7 protein-coding genes are annotated in these 6,684 nt (G+C 67.2%); 2 read left to right on the forward strand and 5 right to left on the reverse strand.

Annotation, left to right across the window (positions count from 1 at the left end; translation table 11 throughout):
* Positions 1-19 precede the first annotated feature (19 nt).
* Both AC1DXV_RS29475 and AC1DXV_RS29480 read right to left on the reverse strand, forming a co-directional pair.
* A complete protein-coding gene (locus AC1DXV_RS29475; RefSeq protein WP_477936982.1) occupies positions 20-919 on the reverse strand; it encodes a hypothetical protein in 900 nt (299 codons plus the stop codon).
* Between the two features lie 293 nt (positions 920-1,212).
* Entirely contained in the window at positions 1,213-1,509 is a 297-nt protein-coding gene (locus AC1DXV_RS29480; RefSeq protein WP_477865620.1) for a hypothetical protein, read from the reverse strand.
* A 143-nt stretch (positions 1,510-1,652) separates the two neighbouring features.
* Here AC1DXV_RS29480 and AC1DXV_RS29485 point away from each other — a divergent pair, with 143 nt between their 5' ends.
* A complete protein-coding gene (locus AC1DXV_RS29485) occupies positions 1,653-2,564 on the forward strand; it encodes an AraC family transcriptional regulator (RefSeq protein ID WP_477936984.1) in 912 nt (303 codons plus the stop codon).
* 12 nt (positions 2,565-2,576) lie between these two features.
* On the opposite strand, the gene AC1DXV_RS29490 is transcribed toward AC1DXV_RS29485, so the two are convergent.
* Positions 2,577-4,373, reverse strand: coding sequence for a glycosyl hydrolase (locus AC1DXV_RS29490; protein ID WP_477865622.1), 1,797 nt, complete (start codon positions 4,371-4,373; stop codon positions 2,577-2,579).
* Positions 4,374-4,627: 254 nt separating this feature from the next.
* Between AC1DXV_RS29490 and AC1DXV_RS29495 the strand changes: the two genes are divergently transcribed.
* A complete protein-coding gene (locus tag AC1DXV_RS29495) occupies positions 4,628-4,831 on the forward strand; it encodes a hypothetical protein (RefSeq protein WP_477865623.1) in 204 nt (67 codons plus the stop codon).
* Between the two features lie 29 nt (positions 4,832-4,860).
* Here AC1DXV_RS29495 and AC1DXV_RS29500 read toward each other — a convergent pair whose 3' ends face one another.
* Complete coding sequence (locus AC1DXV_RS29500) at positions 4,861-5,988, reverse strand: hypothetical protein (protein WP_477865624.1); 1,128 nt, start codon at positions 5,986-5,988, stop codon at positions 4,861-4,863.
* Between the two features lie 130 nt (positions 5,989-6,118).
* A partial coding sequence (locus AC1DXV_RS29505; RefSeq protein WP_477936986.1) for an SDR family oxidoreductase occupies positions 6,119-6,684 on the reverse strand: 566 nt, incomplete at its 5' end.

The raw sequence follows: 6,684 nt of genomic DNA on the forward strand, positions 1-6,684 counted from the left end.
GTGCAGCGGGCGGAGTGAGTCAGTTCTGCTGCGCGGTCTGTTCGAGTTCGCGCTCTTTCGCATCGATCATCTCGCACAGCACCACCCAGGCGGAGTTCATCTGCTTTCCGCCATGATTCGCGCGTTTGCGCTCGCGATCGGCGTGGGCTTGTTTGCGCTCTTTCGGCGTCTCTTTGCCGGGAGACAGCCCGGCTTTCCATTGCTTGTACCCCGCTCTTTTCTTGTCGCTCTCCTCCTTTGATGGACGCGCTCCACGCGCAGACGTGGGCTGATGCGCATCAAAGTCAACCTGGTCCTTGCGAAGCCGAGGCATCCCATTGAACGCCAGCCCCTTCCTGGCGTCGTACGCAGCCTCTCTCCTCTGCATTGCGGCGATCGAGGAGACGACGTTGCGCCAGATGCGCGTCTCGGAAGGTTTCCATCGCCCGGCATTGCGCGGATCGGCTTCGGTCTCGGCGAGGGTGTTGAGGGYGTCTCGTGCCGCCTTGATCAACGCACCGCCGCGGCTGTCGATATGGGTGCGAACTTCACGGACCATCGAGAATGCCGGCTCGTAATCTTCCTTCGGGCCAGGGGGTTGAATCAATTCCAGTACAGCGTCCCACCGCTCCCAGACCCGCCTGCGGCATTGATTGAACGACGCCTTGTCCATTGCGTCGGAGCAATAGTCTGGAATGGCATTCGCCAACTCCTCCGCGGCCTTTGCCAGGGCCTTCAGCGCATCCTGGCGATCACCGGTGACGCCTTCTGAGCGAAGCCGCGCCCAGTGACTGAGTTGAACAGCGCCGTCGGCGGTGAGCCCCTCTTCCAGAGCTTGCATTTGCTTCGCACCCTGTCGGCAGATGGCCGACGAGATGGCATGGGGATTTTCTGGCGGCTGGTCCGCGAACAGGACCTCGCGAAAGCGGTTCCTTGCCATCGCACGCGCCGCATCCGTCGATCCCTCCTGGCCCCCCCTGTACTTCAGATCACTCCCGCGATTGACACCCGTGGATGACACCTGCGGCATCCTGCTTGCACTACCGATACTGCTACTGCTAGACATCTTCGGACCCACCGTTCACGTGGAACCACCGGCAATGACAACCAGCGCACAAAAGTGGAACCACATGCCTGTGTCGCTTCAGGTTCGCCATCGTTCCGGCGAAGGTACAACAGGCTTCACAGACAAATGCAGCACAGACGAATGCATTGCGGGCAACGAGCGAAGCGCTAGACCCGATGCCGCACCGGCGCCACGCTCCACGACACCGTCGGCTGGTCGATCATCGCGTGCACGCGCGAGTGGCCCATCTCGTTCATCAACCGCGCCATCGCGACCCGGCCGTGTGCCGCCGAATCCCAGATCAGCATGTCGACGACGGTGCCGTCGTTCCACTGCGCGAGCCGGCGCGAGCGGAATCCCGCCTGGCGCTTGAGCCAGTCGTCGATCTCGACGTTGGCGTCGATGAAGTCGTCGCAGGTGCAGTTCGCCAGCTTGAAGGTGGTGATTTCGATCGCTTCGGTCATGGGCTTCCTCCGGTGAGACGGCTCGCATCATCCTGCAGCCGGCCCGCGACCTGTTAGCCGGATCCTCCAGAACTCATGCACGATCCTGCAAATCGTGCGCTCGCGGCGCGGCAACGCGCAGCGTCTCGTGCAAGATCGTGGGCATGGTTTCGACCCTTGACCGCTACGCCGAGATCGCCGCGCTGATCGCCCGCCACGCGCCCGCCGACGGGCAGGCCACCACCGCCATCGGCAACCTGTTCTTCGGCCGCTGTTCGTCACCGTCGCAGCCGCACTACGCCGCGCAGTGGCCCTGCTTCGCGCTGCTGGCGCAGGGCGAGAAGATCCTGACGCTCGGCAACGACGAGTACCGCTACGGCGTCGGCGACTACCTCGTCACCTCGGTCGACCTGCCGATCGTCTCGCGCGTCACCGTGGCGAGCGCGGCATCGCCCAGCCTCGGGCTCGGCATGTCGATCGACGGCGTGCGGCTCACCGAACTGCTGCGCCGGGTGCGCGCACCGCAGGCCGCGCCGCCCGGCGACGGCCTGCGCGGCGTCACCGTGAACCGCGCGCCACCCGAACTGCTGGACGCGGTGATCCGCCTGCTGCGCCTGCTCGACAGCCCGCACGACATCCCGGCGCTCGCACCGCTCGTCGAGGAGGAGATCCTGTACCGGCTGCTGACCGGGCCGGATGGCGGGCGGCTGCTCGCGATCATGTCGGCCGACAGCCGCAGCAACCGGGTCGGCAAGGCGGTCGACTGGCTGCGCCGGCACTTCGCCGAGCCGCTGCGCATCGAAGACCTCGCATCGCACGTCGGCATGAGCGAGTCGTCGCTGCACCACAACTTCAAGGCGGTGACGGCGCTGACGCCGATGCAGTACCAGAAACAGCTGCGCCTGCACGAGGCGCGCCGGCTGCTGGTGGTGGAGCGGCTGGGCGTCGCGACCGCCGGCCACCGCGTGGRCTACCAGAGCCCGTCGCAGTTCAGCCGCGAGTACGCGCGGCTGTACGGCCAGCCGCCGGTGCGCGACGTGTCGGCTGGCGTGGCGCCCGAGGCCCAGGGCCTCTAGTCCAGTTCCGACTCAGGGCTTGTAGGGCAGCGTCAGGTAGTACCTGCCCAGCTCGGTGAGCTGGCCGTCGGCGCCGAGCAGGCTCGAGAAGTGCACGTCGTTGCTCCAGCGGCCGGTGAACCAGGCGTAGCGCACGACATCGGCGCGGTTCTCCAGCACGCCGACCATCTCGGCCATCTGCGCCTTCTGCTTGGCCACGCTGTCGATCTGCGCCGAGCCGTCGCCGGTGTGCCAGTTCGCGAACTCGGTGACCCAGAACGGCTTGCCGTATTTGGTGAGGCGATCGAGCTGCGCGGCCAGGCCGTAGTCGTACCAGTGGAAGGCCAGCATGTCGATGCGCGGCGCGCGCTGGCCGTTGGCATTGCGGTAGGCGGTGTAGAACGCGTCCATCCAGACGACGGGATCCTCGAAGCCGGCCAGGTTGCCCCAGGTGATCTGCGGGCCGACGATCTTGACGCCGGTCTTGGCGGCCAGCGCCTCGACACGCGGCCAGGCCGCCGCGGTGTCGGCCGGCGACATCGTCGCCTGGCCCCACAGGTTGGGCTCGTTGAGCACCAGCAGGTACTTGTACTGCGGGTTGGCCTTCAGCAGCGCCTCGATCTCGGCATCGTTGAAGCTGAAGTTCCACAGCATCGGCACGAAGTCGGTGCCGGCCGGCGGTGTCAGCTTCGGCCGGGGCGACCAGTTGTACCACCAGGACACGCCGGGCGACAGCGCGTTCAGGTCGGCGGTGGTGGCCACGTCGTAGGCGATGCCGCGCTTCGCGCTCTTGCCGACCGGGTTGGCCGGCGTCGTGCCGGCGTCCGCGACGAGGCGCCACTGCTGGTTGTCGGTGCGGGTGCAATCCCACTGGTGCACCACGCCGCCGACCGCGGTGCTGAAGTCGCGCACGTCGAGGCACTTGCCGCTGTGTCGCGCCTTCAACTCGAAGGCATCGCCGATCGCGGTGGCGGTGTAGCGCTGGTTCGCGCCGGCGTTGTCGGCGAGTTGCTGCACGGCCGCGCCGTTGGCGGTGGACGATGCGGCGACGCTGATCGACTTGCCGCTGCGGACATTGGTCAGGCGCCAGGCGCCGCCGCCGGCCGATGCAACATCGAAGCGCTGCGCGTCGTCGCTCGCGCACGCGGCCTGCAGCAGGCGCGCGGCATCGGCGGTGCTGGCACCCTCGATGCCGACGCACAGTTGCGAATGCACCGAGCGCACCGAATAGCGCCCGACCGCCGGGCCGGCCTTGCCGCCGCTGGCCGCGGGATGAACGGTGAATGACTGCGCGGGTTCGTCCTTGCAGGCGAGCTGCTGCAGGCCGGTGCTGCTCGATGGCGCAATGCACTTGCCGCTGCCGGCGTTCGCCAGCGCGAAGCGGTTGCCGCCGAGCCGCTTGAACGCGAAGCGCTGCGCGTCGGTGCCGTTGTCCTGCCACTGCTGCACGGTGGCGCCGTCGGCCGCCGAAGCGCTGGCGACATCCATCGCGCGGCCACTGCTTGCCAACAGTTTGTAGCGTCCTGAAGTATCCAGGCTCACATTGAAAGCCTGGGCCGTGCCGCTGTTGCAGTCAGCGAAGCGGAAGCGCGCGCCATCGACGTTGTCGGGTGCGGCTTCGAGGCACTGGTTGCTGCCGGTGTTGGCGAGCACGTAGCGCTCGGCCTGCAGTGGCAGCGTGGTGTCGGTCGCAGGCGCGAAGGCGGCGGCCGATTCCGACGGCGCGTCGGCAGCCGGCGCATCCGCCGTGCCGCTCCCGCTGCCGCCGCACGCTGCCAGCGTGCCGATCAGGCCGATCGCCGCGGCCACGCCGGCGGCTTTCCACTTCAAGTGAATCCTGCGCATCGTCCGTCCCCTGGTGGGCAGGTCATTGCCTGCGTCGGCGCAGTGTTATGGAACTGGTTCCAACTGGCAACGGCGGGGATGTGAGCAGGTGTGTAGCTGTCAGTGTCAGCCGGGGTGCATGCCGTGCCGACGCAAGCCGCGTCCGACCACGAGACCCCGCATCACTCGCACCGAATGCCCCGTGCGATGATCCGCGCAGGAGGCGCGGCCTCGCGCCTCGTGACCTTGAGAGGCCCTCGATGGAAACCTTGGACGACATGCGGCGCCGGCACCTGCTGACCATCGAACAGCATGCCGAGATCGGCGCCTGGGTGGCCAGCGCCAAGTCGCCGGAAGCGATCATGGCGATGCCACCCCACCTGTGGCGCGCGCTGTCGCTGGCCAGCGTGCTGATGAATGTCGATGCGGAGCTGACGCAGGCGCCGCTGCTCGGCGAAGGGTGAGATCACCGCCCGCGTCGCTCGCATGACCGCTACGCGGGCGGAAACATCTGGTCCAGACCGGCGAGCAGATTTGCCAGCATGCCGCGCGCGTTCTGCGCATTGCCTTTCACGGCAAGCTCCACACAGTGCATCTGATGGATCAGATCGCTGCTCCATCCGGGCTTGAACCGCTCGGTGTGGCACAACTTGATCAGTGCATCGCTGTCCGACGTCATCCAGACGTTGTTGTTGCTCATGGCGGTCAGACGCTGTCGAAGCTGGTTCACGGCGACCGGCGAAGGACCCGCATCCTGAGCCAGCAGCTTTTGAACGTCCTGCCAGGCATCGAATCGGCCAGGCAACCCTGACTCCTTGGCGTTGAGCTTCTGCAGCTTCTCGAACACCTCTTGCTGGCTCCTCGAGAAGTGGGTCTTGTAGTCACCGCTCGAGACAATCGCGTTCACCCCTGCGCGCACGTCGGACCATGAGATCTGCTGCTGGCTCCCGACGGTCTTGATGTCTTTGCTCAAGAGCGCGAGATCCTGGCACGCGGCCTGACAGGAGACGGTCGCCTTGCGCTGTGGCGCAGCCCCGGGGGCTGAAACCTGCCGCTGCAGCGGCGCCGGCGGCCGGGCTGACAACGCCTGGTTCCCCGCGTGCCGGCTGCTCTTGAAGGCGCGGCCCACCGCCGTCCATGCGCTGTATCGCGCCTGTCCCGGCTGCCCCAGCTGGGGCTTCAGAGCCTCGATGGTGTGCCTCAGCGCCGGCGACAACGTCGCAAATTCGGGAAAGGTGGCCAGGGTGTTCACGATCTCCTGGGCGAGCTTCCAGTCCTCGGGCTGAACTTCGGGCGTGGTCTTCCCGCGCGGTGCGTTGACACGCTGGTCTTCGTAGTGCTCCAGCATGCACTTCAAGGCACCGAGATGCGCCTGGAAATCCTGCACCTGTCCGCGGGCGCGCGCGGCCAGGAACGGAACACTCTGCAGGGTGGCGAACGAGGCCACCTTGAACAGGTGCGATCCAGAGCGAGAAATCAGATGGCTTTGCACGCAGTGCCCCGCGGAACTGCGCTGTTGGGGAAGCGAGGCGACCCTTCCGACGTGTTCCGATGAGGGGGCACTCTGCGAGCGCGGGATCTTGCGAACAGCATTGGGCTGAAGTTTGGTGGAAGGACCCATGGTGGCCTTTGCGGTTGAAGTGGCGTCCCGGGCGCCACCTCGGCCTCACAAGCGCCGAGCCCTCACCCGAGTAACGCCCGGTATGTCACGCCGGCCGCCACATCGTTCCACGCGCAGTACATCCTTCCGCCTAGAACGTCCCCGGATACGACCCGCCGTCCAGCAGGATGTTCTGCCCCGTCAGGTACCCCGCCTGCACGCTGCACAGGAACGCGCAGACCGCACCGAACTCCTCGGCGGTGCCGAAGCGCTGCGCGGGGATCGCCTTGCGCCGCACGTCCCACGCGGCATCGGCATCCTGCCCCGCCTTCTGCGCGCCGGCGCGCACGGTGGTGCGCAGCCGGTCGGTGTCGAACGCGCCGGGCAGCAAGCCGTTGATCGTCACGTTCTTCGCCGCGAGCTTGCTGCGTGCGAGGCCGGCGACGAAACCGGTCAGCCCGCTGCGCGCGCCGTTCGACAGCCCCAGCACGCCGATCGGCGCCTTCACCGCGCCCGAGGTGATGTTGACCACGCGGCCGTAGCCGCGCCCCGCCATCGCATCGACCGTCGCCTTGATCAGCTCGATCGGCGTCAGCATGTTGGCGTCGAGCGCCTTGATCCAGGCGTCGCGGTCCCACTCGCGGAAATCCCCCGGCGGCGGCCCGCCGGCGTTGTTCACCAGGATGTCGACCTGCGGGCAGGCGGCCAGCGCCGCCT

The sequence above is a fragment of the Rhizobacter sp. P3_C12 genome, assembly GCF_056402735.1.

What these genes read in the sequence shown, in the direction of transcription:
- AC1DXV_RS29495 (WP_477865623.1), top strand. Translation starts at nt 4,628, where the DNA reads ATGGAAACCTTGGACGACATGCGGCGCCGGCACCTGCTGACCATCGAA.
- AC1DXV_RS29500 (WP_477865624.1), bottom strand. Translation starts at nt 5,988, where the DNA reads ATGGGTCCTTCCACCAAACTTCAGCCCAATGCTGTTCGCAAGATCCCG.
- AC1DXV_RS29480 (WP_477865620.1), bottom strand. Translation starts at nt 1,509, where the DNA reads ATGACCGAAGCGATCGAAATCACCACCTTCAAGCTGGCGAACTGCACC.